Source organism: Bacillus sp. L381, from assembly GCF_030284525.1.
Lineage (GTDB): Bacteria > Bacillota > Bacilli > Bacillales > Bacillaceae > Bacillus > Bacillus amyloliquefaciens.
In genome coordinates this window covers 2,136,882-2,151,248 of sequence record NZ_CP127224.1, presented here as the reverse complement: position 1 = coordinate 2,151,248, position 14,367 = coordinate 2,136,882, and the positions used below count along the sequence as shown (strand labels likewise).

At 43.2% G+C, this 14,367-nt stretch carries 16 protein-coding genes and 1 pseudogene; 10 read left to right on the top strand and 7 right to left on the bottom strand.

From position 1 onward, the window contains the following. Positions 1-10 precede the first annotated feature (10 nt). Positions 11-2,794: a PBP1A family penicillin-binding protein gene (locus tag QRX25_RS10760; RefSeq protein WP_212098282.1), complete on the bottom strand. Its 2,784-nt coding sequence runs from the start codon at positions 2,792-2,794 to the stop codon at positions 11-13. A 38-nt stretch (positions 2,795-2,832) separates the two neighbouring features. Continuing rightward, positions 2,833-3,441 (bottom strand): Holliday junction resolvase RecU, encoded by a 609-nt coding sequence (gene recU, locus QRX25_RS10755; protein WP_014470057.1) that lies wholly within the window; start codon positions 3,439-3,441, stop codon positions 2,833-2,835. A 41-nt stretch (positions 3,442-3,482) separates the two neighbouring features. Between recU and QRX25_RS10750 the strand changes: the two genes are divergently transcribed. Next, positions 3,483-4,445 (top strand): DUF2515 domain-containing protein, encoded by a 963-nt coding sequence (locus QRX25_RS10750; RefSeq protein WP_212098280.1) that lies wholly within the window; start codon positions 3,483-3,485, stop codon positions 4,443-4,445. A 42-nt stretch (positions 4,446-4,487) separates the two neighbouring features. On the opposite strand, the gene sspM is transcribed toward QRX25_RS10750, so the two are convergent. Continuing rightward, the gene (gene sspM, locus QRX25_RS10745) at positions 4,488-4,592 is read right to left on the bottom strand and encodes an acid-soluble spore protein SspM (protein ID WP_212098278.1); all 105 of its coding nucleotides are present in this window, start codon (positions 4,590-4,592) and stop codon (positions 4,488-4,490) included. A 202-nt stretch (positions 4,593-4,794) separates the two neighbouring features. Here sspM and QRX25_RS10740 point away from each other — a divergent pair, with 202 nt between their 5' ends. Together QRX25_RS10740 and QRX25_RS10735 are read left to right on the top strand one after the other, a co-directional pair. Further along, on the top strand, positions 4,795-5,040 hold the full coding sequence (locus QRX25_RS10740; protein ID WP_045511092.1) for a DUF5446 family protein: 246 nt from the start codon (positions 4,795-4,797) through the stop codon (positions 5,038-5,040). A 45-nt stretch (positions 5,041-5,085) separates the two neighbouring features. Continuing rightward, positions 5,086-5,454, top strand: coding sequence for a YppE family protein (locus QRX25_RS10735; protein ID WP_212098276.1), 369 nt, complete (start codon positions 5,086-5,088; stop codon positions 5,452-5,454). Positions 5,455-5,492: 38 nt separating this feature from the next. Here QRX25_RS10735 and QRX25_RS10730 read toward each other — a convergent pair whose 3' ends face one another. After that, positions 5,493-5,675 carry a YppF family protein gene (locus QRX25_RS10730; protein ID WP_003153532.1) on the bottom strand — a complete coding sequence of 61 codons (183 nt, stop codon included), beginning with the start codon at positions 5,673-5,675 and terminating at the stop codon, positions 5,493-5,495. A 184-nt stretch (positions 5,676-5,859) separates the two neighbouring features. Here QRX25_RS10730 and QRX25_RS10725 point away from each other — a divergent pair, with 184 nt between their 5' ends. Further along, a complete protein-coding gene (locus QRX25_RS10725) occupies positions 5,860-6,285 on the top strand; it encodes a YppG family protein (RefSeq protein ID WP_065981740.1) in 426 nt (141 codons plus the stop codon). A 29-nt stretch (positions 6,286-6,314) separates the two neighbouring features. Here the strand turns inward: QRX25_RS10725 and QRX25_RS10720 are convergent, their stop codons facing one another. Continuing rightward, positions 6,315-6,728, bottom strand: coding sequence for an Hsp20/alpha crystallin family protein (locus tag QRX25_RS10720; protein ID WP_081309503.1), 414 nt, complete (start codon positions 6,726-6,728; stop codon positions 6,315-6,317). Between the two features lie 136 nt (positions 6,729-6,864). On the opposite strand from QRX25_RS10720, the gene QRX25_RS10715 reads away from it, so the two are divergent. Both QRX25_RS10715 and QRX25_RS10710 read left to right on the top strand, forming a co-directional pair. Then, the gene (locus QRX25_RS10715; protein ID WP_013352638.1) at positions 6,865-7,371 is read left to right on the top strand and encodes a PTS sugar transporter subunit IIA; all 507 of its coding nucleotides are present in this window, start codon (positions 6,865-6,867) and stop codon (positions 7,369-7,371) included. A 98-nt stretch (positions 7,372-7,469) separates the two neighbouring features. Then, positions 7,470-9,287: pseudogene (locus QRX25_RS10710) on the top strand (DEAD/DEAH box helicase); the annotation flags it as partial. 23 nt (positions 9,288-9,310) lie between these two features. On the opposite strand, the gene QRX25_RS10705 reads toward QRX25_RS10710, so the two are convergent. Continuing rightward, positions 9,311-11,134, bottom strand: a complete 1,824-nt coding sequence (locus QRX25_RS10705) for a recombinase family protein (RefSeq protein WP_212098274.1) — start codon at positions 11,132-11,134, stop codon at positions 9,311-9,313. 111 nt (positions 11,135-11,245) lie between these two features. Next, entirely contained in the window at positions 11,246-11,641 is a 396-nt protein-coding gene (locus QRX25_RS10700) for a helix-turn-helix domain-containing protein (protein ID WP_212098272.1), read from the bottom strand. Between the two features lie 149 nt (positions 11,642-11,790). Between QRX25_RS10700 and QRX25_RS19775 the strand changes: the two genes are divergently transcribed. The 4 genes from QRX25_RS19775 to QRX25_RS10685 all read left to right on the top strand — a co-directional run bounded on the left by QRX25_RS19775 (position 11,791) and on the right by QRX25_RS10685 (position 14,366). Beyond that, positions 11,791-12,003, top strand: coding sequence for a helix-turn-helix transcriptional regulator (locus QRX25_RS19775; RefSeq protein ID WP_212098270.1), 213 nt, complete (start codon positions 11,791-11,793; stop codon positions 12,001-12,003). Positions 12,004-12,054: 51 nt separating this feature from the next. Then, positions 12,055-12,258 (top strand): hypothetical protein, encoded by a 204-nt coding sequence (locus tag QRX25_RS10695; protein ID WP_212098268.1) that lies wholly within the window; start codon positions 12,055-12,057, stop codon positions 12,256-12,258. A gap of 435 nt (positions 12,259-12,693) precedes the next feature. Next, positions 12,694-14,106 (top strand): AAA family ATPase, encoded by a 1,413-nt coding sequence (locus QRX25_RS10690; RefSeq protein ID WP_212098266.1) that lies wholly within the window; start codon positions 12,694-12,696, stop codon positions 14,104-14,106. A gap of 26 nt (positions 14,107-14,132) precedes the next feature. Continuing rightward, positions 14,133-14,366: a hypothetical protein gene (locus tag QRX25_RS10685; RefSeq protein ID WP_212098263.1), complete on the top strand. Its 234-nt coding sequence runs from the start codon at positions 14,133-14,135 to the stop codon at positions 14,364-14,366. Position 14,367: the final 1 nt, after the last annotated feature.

The following is a 14,367-nucleotide window of genomic DNA, read 5'->3' as shown; positions in this document are numbered from 1 at the left end:
ATTTCGCACGCTAATTAGCGGAATTTGACTGGATGGTTGACGAATTTGACTGACCATTGACATTTGAAGATGAGTCTTGGTTTTTGTCCGTTTGACCGCTGTCAGGCTTAGTCGAGCCGTCTGAACCGGAATCGGAACCATTGTCAGAGCTGTTATCTTGCTGCCCGTTGTTATCCGTCCCGTTACCAGGCTGATTCGGATTGTTATTATCCGTTTGATCCTGGTTGGATTGATCCGGATTTTTATTCGGGTCATCAGTAGGTGTTTGATCCGAACCGTCTGACGTATCTGTCTGATTGTCGTCTGTGTTTGAATCATCGGTTTGGGTCTTGTCTTTATCCTTATCATCATCAGACTTCTGTTCATCGTCAGTCGCTTTATCTTTATCTGCATCGTCTTCTTCATCTTTCGGAACTTTGAAAGATGCTGATGCCGTATCGCTCTTTCCGTCATCATTTTCCGCTGTCACTTGGAAGCTGTAGGTGGAGCCTGGTGTGACATCTGAGACGATGGCTTCTTTTGCCGAACTGTTTTGAATGTCACTGTAGCTTCCGCCGTCAACGGATTGTTTGACATTGAAAGTTGCATCGCCGTCATAATCCCAGCTTAAGGTTAATGATTTTTTATCTTTGTCGTACTTCACTTGCAAGCCAGTCGGTTTATTAGCTTTTTCTTTCTTGTACGTTTTAGAAACGGCAGTAGGCTCCGTTCCTTTCACGAAGTACTCCGTCACTTTTTTATCATCCGGCGTATTCGGTCCGGCTAAAGCGGCGGGGTTCGAGCCTTTCTCAACTGTTTCTTTCACGACGCTGTCAGGCTGCTTGAAGCTTCCTTTACCGTCATCAACATATGAGATCAGCTTTTGGAAAATCCGTTTTGCAACTTGCTGGTCTGTCGATGACAGTGATTTTTTGCCTGCTTTGTTACCAGACTCTACACCGGTCCAAACCGCCGCTGTGTATTGAGGGGTGTAGCCGACAAACCATGAGTCTGGGACTCCGCCTGGAGCAATGTTATATTTTTGAATATCACCTTTAGTAAAGTTTGTCGTACCCGTTTTACCGGCGACTTCCACGTTCGGTACTTGTGCCAGTTTACCTGTTCCCGATTCGACAGCTGATTTCAGCATGTCTGTAACCATGAATGCTGTGTAATCGCTCATAGCACTCTTCGGTTTCGGTGTTAAATCAAGCTTAGTGCCGTCATTAAATTCAATCGATGTGACCGCGTGCGGTTCATTGTACGTTCCGTTATTTCCGAACGCACTGTAGGCGCCTGCCATGGTCAGAGTTGAAACACCGCGGTTAGTATCCCCAAAACCGCCGATAGAATAGGGTTCATATACTTGATCTTTGTTTAATCCCAATCCTAAGTCGTTTGCGAAGTCGACGGCATTATCTTTTCCTGCTGCTTGGTATGCCTTTAAAGCAGGAATATTACGTGAGTCTGCGAGGGCCTCGCGCATAGATATCTGACCTCTGTATTTATTGTCATAGTCATGAATCGGTGTGCCGTCAGAGTACGTATATGGAGAGTCGTCAATCTGCTCGTAAGTCGACCATTTTTTATTTTCAATGACCGGCCCGTAATCAAGAATCGGTTTTATTGTTGAACCTGGCTGCGTTTTACCTTGTGTTGCATAATTGAATCCTCCGGTAGTTCTGTTTCGTCCTGCTCCGATGGCGCGGATTTCTCCGTTTGTCGTATCAAGGAGGGTGACGCCGCCCTGCATGCCTTGGGTAAAGCCGACCGTGTCGCCGTTCATCAATTGATCAAGATAATCTTGTGCTTTCGTATCAAGAGTCGTGTAAATTTTTAATCCGTCAGTTGAAATATCGACGTCTTTCTTTTCTTTTGTCTCAATTTCTTTCATGACTTCTTCGACAAAAGCGCTGTATTTATTTGTATCTTTTTTATCGTATTCCTTTTGGCTGACGACGCCTTCATCTTTCATGGACACTTTCTTTGCTTTTTGGTATTCAGAATTCGAGATGAATCCTTGTTTTTCCATTAAGCTGAGAACGATGTTCCGGCGTTTTTCAGAAGCCTTCGGATTTTTAACCGGGTTATAACCGGTCGGGCTTTGCGGCATTCCGGCAAGCGTAGCCGCCTGTTCAACCGTAAGCTTGCTCAAATCTTTCACGCCGAAGAATTCTTCAGCCGCTTTACCGACGCCATAGGCGCGCGGTGAGAAATAAATTCTGTTTAAATACATTTCTAAAATTTCATCTTTAGAATAATGGCGCTCCAGCTGCAGTGAAAGCCATACTTCCTGGGCTTTCCGTTTAATCGTTTTCTGGTGAGTCAGAAGCGAGTTTTTCACAACCTGCTGGGTGATTGTGCTTCCTCCCTCTGAACCGAAACCATCCGTAAAGTTGGCGACCAAAGCGCCGCCGATCCGGATCGGGTCTATTCCATGGTGCTTATAAAAACGGGCGTCCTCTGTTGCAATAAATGCTTCCTTCACAACATCGGGTATATCCTTAATCGGGACGTAGGTTCGTTTTTCGCCGCCCACTTCCGCGATTTCTTTGCCGTTTTTATCGTAAATTGTTGAAGAGTAAGGCGTTTTCAGCTTGGCTTCGTCCAAAGACGGCGCGCCGGAAACTAAAACGGCAAATGCCGCAGCTCCGCCGACGATGCCGAGGACAAACAGAATAACCAAGGACAGTACAATCTTTTTGAATAAACCGCCTTTACGCTGTTTCTTGCCTTTTTTCGGTGAAGAAGGCTTGGGGCTTTTCGTCTGCCTTGCCTTGCGGCGTTCTTCACGGCTCTTAAATTGATCTGACATAACATCTCAACCTTTCGTTAATGAACCTTTCGCTCAGTCTACTGTTCCTGCGAAAAATAAAGCTGTTCAATAATACTAATATAATCAATTCTCGGTGAGTATCCAAGGGAAATCGGAAAGGAAGCATCTTCTAATTCGTCTTTGCGAATTGACTTTCTGCCGTTATTCTCCTTTCTTTCCCAAAAGACAAACAGCTTGTCGGCTTCGAGGAAATAAACCTTTTCGAAAGCGGATATAATAACAAAACAAATGCCGTCTTGCCTGACTACCTGCTTCATATGCTCAATCTGATGATCATGAAAATTCTGCAGGGGAAATGCCGTTTTGTTTTTTGTTTCTTTTGCCTCAAAATCAATGTAGCGTCCTTTATAAATTCCGTTGTAATCGGTTGTCGAAGACTGCTTAAAATAAGCTTCCTTAATAACTGCGGCGCTTCTTTTCGGATAATGGACGTTTACAATCTGGACGGGTGTCGGCTTTTTGTGAATGACAGCAATTTGGTTAGCCAGATAATATTGATTCGTTTCATTCAGGTCGTCTTCGAGGGTCATGCCGCGATTACTGTATGAATGGGACCGTTTCTGGCTGTTTTGGGATGAAACCGTTTTGTTCGGCTGAAAAGTTTTTCCATTCGGATACCGAATCACTTTTTCCATCCTCCTTATCAAACTAATAGTGACGGAAGTGAATGAACGTGCATAAACGACAGACCGTAACCGCCATTCTTCGCCAGATTGAAAAAGAGACGAAAAGAAAAAATGCCGATAACGTTTCCCGGACGAATGCCTATAAAGCATATTATGACCGCCACCCTGAGATCAAGTGGTCGCTTTTGGCATCCTTTGTGTCCCGCAATGCGGGCTGGTCGATGACTGATTTAAAAGGCATCCTCTACCAGGAGGGCCTTGACAGCAGGCAGAAAAACTGGTTTTTTCTCTCGTATGAAAGGGCGAATTGGCTTATTTTTTCTGATGCCTATCCTCAGCTTCTGGTCTACCAGTGGTCAAAACAAATCGGCGAACCTCTTTTCCGCCATCTTCCTTATTTCCGCGTCTCGGCTTTTATGCAGGAAGAATGGCTCCGTTTTTGGCGTGACGGAGATACGGAACGGCTCATGTATGCTCTTATTATAAATGAACAAAACACTATCCAAGCACCTATTATACAAAATCCTTCGTTTAAAAAGAATGTTTTTGGCACGATTCCTTTTTATTTAAGTGATTGGTTTCACTTTAATACGGTGATATTTCCCTCATTTGACGGATGTTTATACGGAATTTCCGTCAAACGGTTTTCAAAAACGGAAGAAAGAATTACGCTTGGAAAACAGCTTGCCCGTCTTTTGTTCAGACCTGATCTTCACGCTTCTTTTTACCGATTTCTTGATACCGTTCCTCATACCGGCTCTCGCTTTGATATGGAGAAAATGATCGGCATCAAAAAAAGAACATCACCGATGCTGAGGACAACCTATCCCATTGTTGCCCACTCATTAGACGGCAAAAAGACGGATTGGTTTCAAAAAAGGTTATGGAAAGGGGCTTTTTTACAGGAGAAAATGCCGGAACAGCTTGAACTGACCGACTGGTATTTACAGAAAAGACGTGAGCTCCATGCGCTTTTCGCGGTCAAAGAGTGGCTGAAGAAATGAAAAAGCCCGAAACCGCATCGAACGGTTTCGGGCTCTGGTGTCTTACGTGGAAGGGCGGTTTGGGCCGCCTAATTTTTTATCAAGCGTATCAGATGTTTTTGCTTCATTTTTTTGCTGTTTACCTGCATTTTTCGGTCTCGTTTTCATACGGCACCTCCTCAACTGTATCGTTTGCATTAACGCGCCGGTTCATACAAAGTTTGCGGCACTTTTTTGTCGAAAAGCCCGCCTTTTAGGATAATCTCTGTTTGTTTGCCGAACTGCTTCTAGTTTTGTCATGTGCAGAGGAGAGCGGTATGAAAACGAGAATTATATTCGGAGAGACGCAAGTGAAAAGGGAGGAACATGAATGTCTGTTTACACGAGTAAGGCCGATATTCTCCGTCTGCTTTCTGATATCGAAGTCCGGATTTCTGCCGCTGAAAAGACGCTTACCAAGGCAGTTAAGTCCTGTCAGGCGGAAGCTGAAGAAATCAGGCAGGAACGGCTTGCCCGCCTTGAAGAAGAGGCCCGCGAGCTTCATGTTTGTATTGATGATCTGTTTTTGCCTGACCGGCGTAAAAAGGATTTGCCGAGAGCCTGCCGGATTAGCTGATTTTGTGCAAAAACTTTGGTACGATATGTACTGAGGTGAGTCCGTTTGCAGACACAGTCGTTATTGGAACTGACAGAACAAATGATAGAGGCGGCTCTTGAAGCCGAAATCAGGTATCAGGAAGGAAAAGAAACCGGCCGTTCATATGATTTTTTTGACATCATTAAACCTGACGTTGAAAAAAAAGACCGGCTTTGCGCGTTTTGGACTGAAGCAGCGCTTGCGTTTATTCAGGAAAACCGTCCGAAATACGTTCATCATGCACAAATTCAAGCCGTTACAGAAAATTTCGGAGAGCTGATGCTCCAATCATATGTTCATCATATTCATAAAAAAAGATACAAGGATTTAACAGAATCTGTTTTATATACGCTTCGTATACTAAGAGATGAAATTGAAAAAGAAGGCAGCTGAAAATGGCTGCCTTCTTTTATATAAAGGGGGCGGGTATGTTATTCATACGCCGGGTTTTCTGCTCCACTTGCTTCGAGAACCTTCATACTGTTTCGAAATTCGGTTGCCGTGAGATGGCCTTGAATATAGAGAAACTTTGCAAAGTCCATCAGTTTATCTGCACAATCTGTTTCATATTTTTTCACTTCTGCAAAACGTTTTCTTAAGTATGATACGTTCATAATGGTGCATCCCCTCTCATGTATGTTGAGATTATGTTAACATAACGATTCGACTTTTTTCTGTTTTTAAAAAATTAAGACTTTCGACAGCATTTGACAAAGATGAGGCTCTCCGAAAGCACATAACCAAGGCGGAATTCATACATATATAGAAGAAACTTAGTGAGAACAGGGGGAATGTCATATGCAATGGAGAGCGCAGTCATATCAAAATATGTACCAGCAGCCAATGGGATATTTCTATCCGCAACAGATTCAGCCGTTGCAGCAACCGTTGCAGCAGCAGCCGTATCCGCAGCAGTATCATCAGCAAGGGCAGTTTCCGCCGCAATTTTATCCGAATCAGGAATACGGTCAAATGCAGCAGCCGTATAATCCCGCTCCTCCTCAGGCAGGCATGCCTGGGGGGCCGCCGGGATTCGTGAATCCTTACCCCGTTCCCAGACCGAATCAGCAGCAGTCTTCCCAATTCTCAGGCATACTCTCCCAGTTTAAAAAGACGAACGGACAGTTTGATTTTAATAAAATGATAGATACGACGGGGCAGATGGTAAGTGCCGTAAACCAGGTCGGATCGCTTGTAAAAGGATTTACCAGTATCTTTAAATAAAAAGCATGAATGATATCCATCATTCATGCTTATTTTTTAGGGAAAAAGAGGGTAAGCGTCTGCTCATTCCAGGATGTTTCCATATCTTCTTCACGCACTTCATAAGGGAGGACAACGGTTCTTGTCATGCTTGAAGACATATGGGATGAATGCGCCTGCTTATGATCGTGCCGAATGGTCACGTGAAGATAGCGTCCTTTCGTTTCCACCAGCATATCCCCGTCACGGAATGTCTGAGGGATGCTGATGTCAACCGAGAGGCCCGAAGGCTCTTCCCTGACGTCAATCGTCACTTGTGCTTCAGTGAAAGCCGAATTGACAAGATGCTGAAAGCCCTGCATCAATTCTGAGAAGGGGCCTGATTGAAAAAATTGATCCATCGCATGGCTGATGATGTCTTCATTTCTTTCTAAATAACGTTTATCGTTTTCATTTTGATCCATATGACCACCGCCTTTTTACAACAGACTATGCGATGTTATCCCGTATGGTTAAGAATTGAAGGAAAAAAGAAAGTATGGTTAAATAGTGGAGAATAAACTGGTAACGGATTCAGATTTAGGAAGGGAGCACAACACATTGCTGAAAAAATTATTTGGATTGGGAGACAGCCGGAAAAAGCCGGCCGAGGAAGTGATTTTTTCTCCGGCTGACGGAGCGGTGATGGATTTGGCTTCAGTGCCGGATCCCGTATTTTCACAAAAAATGATGGGGGACGGGATCGCCGTCGAACCTGCAAACGGAGACATTGTTTCACCGGTTGAGGGAGAAGTGATTCAGCTGTTTCATACAAAACACGCTGTCGGCATCCGCACCCTTTCTGGAGCGGAACTATTGATACATGTCGGTTTAGATACCGTAAACATGAACGGCGAAGGTTTTGAAGCGCACGTAAAAGAGGGAGACAAAGTCAAGACAGGCGACCTGCTTTTAACCTGCAATCTGGATTTAATAAAAGAAAAAGCAAGCAGCACCGTCATCCCTATGGTCATTATGAACGGTGATGCCGCTGAGCCTTTGCAATTTGCAGGCGCAAATGAAGCGAAAAAAGGACAAACAGAGCTTTTTACGATAAAAATGAAGTAGGCAGGGGCTGATTCCCTGCTTTTTTTCTTGTGCAGTATTTTCATCTAGCCAGGCAAACAAATATTCGGTAAACTGTACCTCATAAAGAGGTGTGGACGATGAAGAAAAAATCACTGAGCGAACTAATTCAGGAATTAAAAGATCATGAAAATATTGTGTATTGGCATGAAGAGGAACCGCGGGAGGCGAAAACCATGCCAATGCCGGATAAGGTAGACCCGAAAATCCGGGCGGCTCTCGAAAAGAGGGGGATCGAGCGGCTATTTACACATCAATACTCCGCTTTTCAGACGGTTCAAAACGGAGAAAGCATTGTGGCCGTCACACCGACGGCCTCCGGAAAAACATTGTGTTATAATCTTCCGGTTCTCCAGTCCATCGCGGAAGATTCCTCAAGCCGCGCGCTTTATTTATTTCCGACAAAGGCGCTCGCGCAGGATCAAAAAAGCGAGCTGAACGAAATCATAGATGAGACGGGCATGGACATCAAAAGCTTCACTTATGACGGCGATACCTCTCCGGCCATCAGGCAGAAGGTCAGAAAAGCCGGACACATTGTCATTACAAATCCCGATATGCTTCATTCAGCGATTCTCCCCCATCATACAAAATGGGTGAGTCTGTTTGAAAACCTGAAATATATCGTCATTGACGAATTACATACGTACCGCGGCGTATTCGGCAGTCATGTGGCGAACGTCATACGCCGTTTAATGAGAATCTGCGCTTTTTACGGAAGCACGCCGTTATTTATCTGCACATCCGCCACAATCGCCAATCCGAGAGAATTGGCGGAGCAGCTGACGGGAAATTCTGTGAAACTGATTGACGACAACGGTGCCCCGAGCGGAAGAAAGCACTTTGCTTTTTACAACCCTCCGATTGTGAATAAACCGCTGCATATCCGAAAAAGCGCCACCGTGGAAGTGAACGAACTTGCCAAAACGTTTTTGAAAAATAAGATTCAGACGATTGTTTTTGCAAGAAGCCGTGTCCGGGTTGAAATTATTTTAAGCCACATTCAGGAAATCGTAAAAAAAGAAATGGGCGCGAAGTCTGTCAGAGGCTATCGCGGCGGATATCTTCCGAAAGAAAGAAGAGAAATCGAGCGGGGGTTAAGAGACGGCAGCATTCTCGGTGTTGTCAGCACAAATGCACTGGAGCTCGGCGTTGATATCGGCCAGCTTCAGGTCTGTGTGATGACGGGATACCCGGGCAGTGTCGCGAGCGCATGGCAGCAGGCGGGCCGGGCCGGACGGCGGCAGGGAGAGGCGCTGATTGTAATGGTGGCGAATTCTGATCCGATTGACCAATATATTGTGCGCCATCCTGATTATTTCTTTAAACGCTCGCCTGAATCTGCACGGATAAACCCTGATAATCTCATTATACTGGTCGATCATCTGAAATGCGCTGCGTATGAGCTGCCTTTCAGGGCCGATGAAACATTCGGAGAAAATGATGCAAGAGATATTCTCGAGTATTTAGAGGAAGAAGGCGTCCTTCACGAAAACCGTGAACGCTATCACTGGGCGAGCGAATCATTTCCTGCTTCAAACATCAGTCTCCGTTCGGCCTCACAGGAAAACGTGGTCATCGTTGACCGGTCAGAGACGGCTGATGTAAAAATCATCGGAGAAATGGACCGTTTCAGCGCGATGACGCTTCTTCATGATGAAGCGATTTATCTTCATGAAGGAGTTCAGTACCAGGTTGAAAAGCTTGATTGGGAGCACAAAAAAGCATATGTGCGAAAAGTCGATGTCGAATATTATACGGATGCCAATTTAGCGGTGCAGCTGAAAGTGCTGGAAATTGACAGATCAGACAGCAGAAGGAAAACGGCCATACATTTCGGTGACGTGACAGTAAACGCCCTGCCGACGATATTTAAAAAAATAAACTTAGTCACTTACCCACCAAAAGAATATAATTCCCCCTATTGCATATCGAATTTTTCTTTTATTCTACGTACAGTTGTTGTAGACATCCTTGTATCCCTCGAGATTTGACGTAGAGACGCGTTAGGGTTCTTCTGTACATATTCCTCGAGAATCTTTCTTTTCCCCTCAGGATCGTGTTTAATCGCTTTTATCTGGTTCTCGAATTCCCCGTATTTATTTCGTAACCTTACGATGGTGCTTGGAGCGATATTTAATTCAGCCGCTATTTTTGACTGCGGTATACCAGGCTTATCTTTCATCAATTGCTGTATTTTTTGATATTTCCCCCAAGGGTCTCTGTTGTCCTTCTGATTAGCATTTCGCCGCTCGTAAGGGTTTGGGTCTACTTTAACGCTTATCTCCAAGGGAGCGCCGTTAGGAAGCTCACCGGCCATCACGATATGATCCGAGTAAACAGTAGTCTGTGGAAACAGCTTACCGATCATGTCCATTTGTTCGTTTTGTGTCAACCAAGTGTCAAAGCGCTCGGCAATCTTAAAATACTCTAGAATTAAATCATAATTGAATTGTTGCGATTCGACGATTGATAATTGTGCATTTAATTGCTTAACTCTCTTTTCGTGAGTGGTGATCTCATTCATCAGAAAACCATGCTGCTTGTCCAATTGCTCTTTTGGGAATTTTCCGTCTAAATAAAGAGGGAGGAGACGATCTACTTTTTCACGTGCGTCAGCTAAAGACTTTTTCGCAGCTTTCACTTCATCTCTAAGCCGTACCGCGTCACTTTCATCAAAATCCATTTGAATATGATCTCTTGCTAGTTCCTCGCTCTTGATGATGTTTTTAATTGCTGAGACAATATTTTGTTCAACACGAATCATATTGATAGACAAATCGCACTTAAAATCGTCTTTTTGACGTTCTGGTCGGCCGTGCGTGATATAAAAATGTATTCCGTACTCTTTTGTTCCCGACATGTGTATTGTCAATTTGCGCCCGCAGAGACCGCATGTCATATGCGTACGTCTTAACAACTGAGGGACCTCGTTTTCACGGGTCTTTTTTTGGTATTTCAGTTCTCTCATTTCTTGAAGCTTCTCATACGACTCTGCACTCCTGAGTTTCGGGTAAATATTCTCAATTTCAATAGTTTCGCCATTAGAGAAAGTTTTTCTCATGACACCGTGATACGCTTTATTTTTTAATTTAGAGGCTATAACAGTATCAGACCATTTTTTACCTGTAGGTGTTAAAGTGATTTTGTTCAGCTCTTTGGCGATCCGTTTGAAACTGTAGCCCTTATTTAGATACAGATCATCGATGAAAGGGATAACCCAAGACCATTTTTCATTAACACTGTATGTTCCAGTGTTTTTGTCGTAATTATATTCGATAGGAGTCTTTCCCCATCCTTTACCTTCTCGCGTGCGCTGACGTTTCCCCCGCATCATACGTCTATTAATAGCGCGCTTCTCCCGGCGTGCTATCAGGTTTTTGATGTCGCTGATAAATTCGTCGTCTTCATTGTCCAAATCAGTTATGCTGCCTGGCTCAGCAATTCGTACGTTATTTTCTCGGAGTGCGGATTTTAAAAATTCCCATGAAACGGTATCTAAACGGCTAAGTCTGTCTTGGTCGATACACAAAACAACGTCACAGCCGCCTTCCTCCACAAAATCAAGAAGAGCATTAAGCCCAGACTTGTCCAATTTTGCACCGGAGTCCACGTCTCTAAATTCTTTTGCAATTATCCAGTTCTGGGATTCCGCGTATTTTCTTAATTCTTGTTTTTGTGCTTTTAAGCTGTACTTATGTTCTTGCATTTTTGTGGATACTCGATAGTAAAGAGCTGCGCGCATTTTTGAACCTCCTATAGGGATTAATATTTATGTATAAAAATAATAAAGCCTGCTACAAAACAGGCATAGTGAGCGTTATTATGTGATTATTTGTGTCTCTTATAGGGATACCTAACGGTCTTTCCTTTGGGAGAGCAGGTACTTTATATACTTGACCGCGTCTTCTGCCTCTTCCTTCGTCAGTATGGATTCATTATCGTCGCTTGTTTTGTACTCTTCGGCTAACTCACTTACTTTCAAGTTTAGTTCTGAAGGGAATAGCTTCGTGTATTCGTTGACAAAGCTTTTCTCGGATTCACTATAATGTGGGTTTTCTTCGTCTATAAAATAATCCACAGATACCTCAAAGACTTTAGAAAGCTTAACCAAAGTATCTCTGGAAGGTTTCTTCTTATTTAGTTCGAACTGTGATACTGCGGTTTGATGTGTTTCTAAGCAGTCAGCAAGGTCGCCCTGACTCATGTTTCTTTCCTTTCGTAATTTCTTAATTTTCTCCCCCAGTGTCATTTGTATAAACCTCCTCAATGTCCAAAATACGGAAACGAAAAAAAGAATTTCTAAATAATTGCTAAATAAAGGTTGACTTTAAGACTACAGGTCTTATAAAATAAGAATCACCAAGTAAGACCTGTAGTCTTAAAAAGGGTTGGTGGTCAATGGTAAACAAGAGACTAATCAAACTTAGAAAGAACTTTGACCTGAGCCAAGAAGAACTTGCAGATGTTATAGGCGTTCACCAGACTATGATTAGTAAATGGGAGCTAGGTTTAAAGGATCCCAATAAGGTCCATAAGATCAAGCTTGCTAAGTTCTTCAAAGTGACAGTCGAATATTTGTTTTACGAGTCTTATTATGACACCGTGTCATAATTTTTCTTTTAGTCATTTTAAGACCTGTAGTCTTGAAAGGAGGGGTGTAATATGCCTGATTACTTAATAAACCCTGAAACGATTCGGAAAAGTGCTCACTTACCGGATAAACTCAGTGAATTGTCCAAACACGATCCTCAGGCAGCTCTTGAAATCCTCCAATTTTGGGGAGACGGTGTTAAACCAATTGTTGAATTATGGGATCTCGTTTGTGACAAGCTTCAAAAAGTACAGCTGTCAGTAAAGCACGGCTAGCGTTATTAAGAAATTTACCATAAACGCATTTGAGTATAAAACACTTAAAGATATTTTTTATGAAAATAAATCATATTTTTAATAAAAGTACGAAATACGAGATACGTTTTGGTTAACGTAATAATAACATCATTATGTAATGAAGTAAATACAAAAATGAAAAAACCTAGAAAAATGTGTAATTTTTTTAGGTGGTTGTAACTGAAAGGGGGTGAGAATTAGTTTTGAACGACGGGAGTGGGGGTTCTAACAGGAGGCAGGAGAGGATTTTTGCAAGCAGGCTTTGTAGGGCGTCTGATGTGAAAAAAGCTTGTAAAAGGGCGAAGCTTCTTTTTACAACAGGGAACGCTGACGATTACGTTATCGCTCACACAATAATTCTTCGGTTGGCTGGCCTGAAATCGCGACAGTTTTCTGAAATGGAGGTGTGCAATTATGACAGCAGTCAAACAAATACTAATTAAAGGATTTCAGTCACATATTGAATCAGACATAGGGTTATCTAACGGATTAAACGTTATTACAGGACCTTCAGACAGTGGAAAGACAGCAGTTCTAAGGGCTGTAAGATGGGTAGCGTTTAATGAACCGGCAGGGGAGGCTTTTCTGAATAGGGTTGTAGGAGAAACAGAGGTTTCACTCACACTCGATACTGGACAAGTTATCACGAAACGCCGTAGGAGAGGCAAGACATCGTATTTGTTTCAACAAAATGAAGATGACGAGGGTAGCTTATTTGAAAAATCCGAGGTTCCAGAGGAAGTAACAGCTGCGTTGGGGATTCGAAAAGAGACCTTCGGGGATTTTGAGACAACCTTAAACTTTGCGTATCAGCTTGACGCGCCTTTTCTAATAAGTGAGACAGCCAGCGCGGGAGCTAAAGTCCTCGGGAAACTGGCGGGAACAGCAGCAGTAGACATGGCAGTTAAGTCAGTGAATAAAGATACAATCGCCGCTCGAAATGAACGATCGAGAGCGACGCAGGATATCGAAAAGATAAATGGTGAGTTGTTAAAGTACGCAGGTGTAGAGGAAGCGAAGGAGCAGCTAGAGTTAGCACAATATGTATTGGATGAAGCAGAGCGGAAGATTGAACGCTTATCAGAATTAAAAGGTTTTCTTGAAACCTACGCGTATCAGTTGGAAGTATTCAGGTCAGTAACGGAAAAACTGGATAAACTGCAAATTGTCTCAGTACTAACTGAGCAATTGGAACAAATAGAAAAAGCCCAGTATAAGCGAGTAGGATTACTGGACTTGAATTGTCAGTTGCAAAAAGCGGCGGCAACCGCTAAAGAGACTGACACGGTATTGAGCAACCTTACAGGGATTCCGGCGGCAACCGAAATCCTAACCGGTGTAGTAACCAGCCATGAGAAAGGTCATTTGTTAAATAGCTTATACAAAGAATACACGAAATATACCCTTCTCGTAAATAATTCTGCTGAAAAACTGCAACGTATAGGTGACTTACATTCTCTGAATAGCCTCTTACATTCTGTAGAAGAAAGTCTGTATACACGAAAAACACTGTCAAATACAGCTGAGGATTACAGAGCCTCAAATAATAAGCTCAGGGCGTCGCAGGAGCGTTTGGAAATGTTCCGAGACCTATGGAGAGGACATGCTCTATTAAGAGTCCTAGAAGCTAATAATGCATCTCTAAGCAATCTGAAATCTTTAGTCAGCTCTTACGATAAGTGTAGGTCATTCATTTCTATGTCAGAAGATGTGATGAAAGAGGCCGAAGAACATGTTTCTAAGGCTCAGGCAGAGATAAACCAGGCATTCAAAGAAGCTGGCGGCATTTGCCCGCTCTGCGAAAGCCCAGTAGTTTGCTCGCATTAATTTAAATGAGAAAGGGACGATGTAACGTGAATACCCAGGAACGTATCGAAACAGCCAAAAGCAACTTAAATAAAGCAGAAAAAGCAAAGCTCCAGGCCGAAACGCAAAAAGAGCACGCTGAAAAGCAACTTGAAGAAGTAAAACAAAAGATGGCGGTAGCTGGTGTTACTCCGGAAAACATAGAAAGCACAATTCAGGAATTGGACGAATCAATAAAAAAAGATTTAGAGAAAATCGAAAATCTTATCCCGCAGGTGTAAC

What these genes read in the sequence shown, in the direction of transcription:
- QRX25_RS10705 (WP_212098274.1), bottom strand. Translation starts at nt 11,134, where the DNA reads ATGCGCGCAGCTCTTTACTATCGAGTATCCACAAAAATGCAAGAACAT.
- QRX25_RS10740 (WP_045511092.1), top strand. Translation starts at nt 4,795, where the DNA reads ATGTCTGTTTACACGAGTAAGGCCGATATTCTCCGTCTGCTTTCTGAT.
- QRX25_RS10725 (WP_065981740.1), top strand. Translation starts at nt 5,860, where the DNA reads ATGCAATGGAGAGCGCAGTCATATCAAAATATGTACCAGCAGCCAATG.
- QRX25_RS19775 (WP_212098270.1), top strand. Translation starts at nt 11,791, where the DNA reads ATGGTAAACAAGAGACTAATCAAACTTAGAAAGAACTTTGACCTGAGC.
- QRX25_RS10690 (WP_212098266.1), top strand. Translation starts at nt 12,694, where the DNA reads ATGACAGCAGTCAAACAAATACTAATTAAAGGATTTCAGTCACATATT.
- QRX25_RS10760 (WP_212098282.1), bottom strand. Translation starts at nt 2,794, where the DNA reads ATGTCAGATCAATTTAAGAGCCGTGAAGAACGCCGCAAGGCAAGGCAG.
- QRX25_RS10750 (WP_212098280.1), top strand. Translation starts at nt 3,483, where the DNA reads ATGAACGTGCATAAACGACAGACCGTAACCGCCATTCTTCGCCAGATT.
- QRX25_RS10695 (WP_212098268.1), top strand. Translation starts at nt 12,055, where the DNA reads ATGCCTGATTACTTAATAAACCCTGAAACGATTCGGAAAAGTGCTCAC.
- QRX25_RS10730 (WP_003153532.1), bottom strand. Translation starts at nt 5,675, where the DNA reads ATGAACGTATCATACTTAAGAAAACGTTTTGCAGAAGTGAAAAAATAT.
- sspM (WP_212098278.1), bottom strand. Translation starts at nt 4,592, where the DNA reads ATGAAAACGAGACCGAAAAATGCAGGTAAACAGCAAAAAAATGAAGCA.
- QRX25_RS10720 (WP_081309503.1), bottom strand. Translation starts at nt 6,728, where the DNA reads ATGGATCAAAATGAAAACGATAAACGTTATTTAGAAAGAAATGAAGAC.
- QRX25_RS10700 (WP_212098272.1), bottom strand. Translation starts at nt 11,641, where the DNA reads ATGACACTGGGGGAGAAAATTAAGAAATTACGAAAGGAAAGAAACATG.